The sequence below is a fragment of the Psychrobacter sp. TB55-MNA-CIBAN-0194 genome (assembly GCF_040309505.1).
Lineage (GTDB): Bacteria > Pseudomonadota > Gammaproteobacteria > Pseudomonadales > Moraxellaceae > Psychrobacter > Psychrobacter fozii.
The window spans coordinates 1-287 of the sequence record NZ_JBEOOW010000144.1; the positions used below are offsets into that span (position 1 = coordinate 1).

Sequence of the window (287 nt, forward strand, 5' to 3'; positions counted from 1 at the left end):
GCTCAGCACCCAGCGTTTGCTCTATAGTAGTCACCAATTGCTCAGCAAGCTGATTACGGATACTTATATCACGACCGCTCATGATTTTTAGATGTGCATAAATAAAGCCATTGACTTGCTCATCATCTTCAACGCCCACTAAAAACGTTTCAACACGAATAATGCGCGCTTTAATATCTGTTGCTTTACCAAAGTGTCCACTGTCCCACAGGATCTTATTCAATGCTTTGAGGAATGATTCTTCGTGAGCAATACTGACATTGGGTGTCACTTGAATGGTTAAATGG

At 41.5% G+C, this 287-nt stretch carries 1 protein-coding gene; it reads right to left on the bottom strand.

Annotated elements, in window-relative coordinates; genetic code table 11:
• Positions 1–287, bottom strand: a 287-nt coding sequence (locus tag AAEY75_RS14610; protein ID WP_352259967.1) for a tautomerase family protein, incomplete at both ends; no start/stop codon positions are given.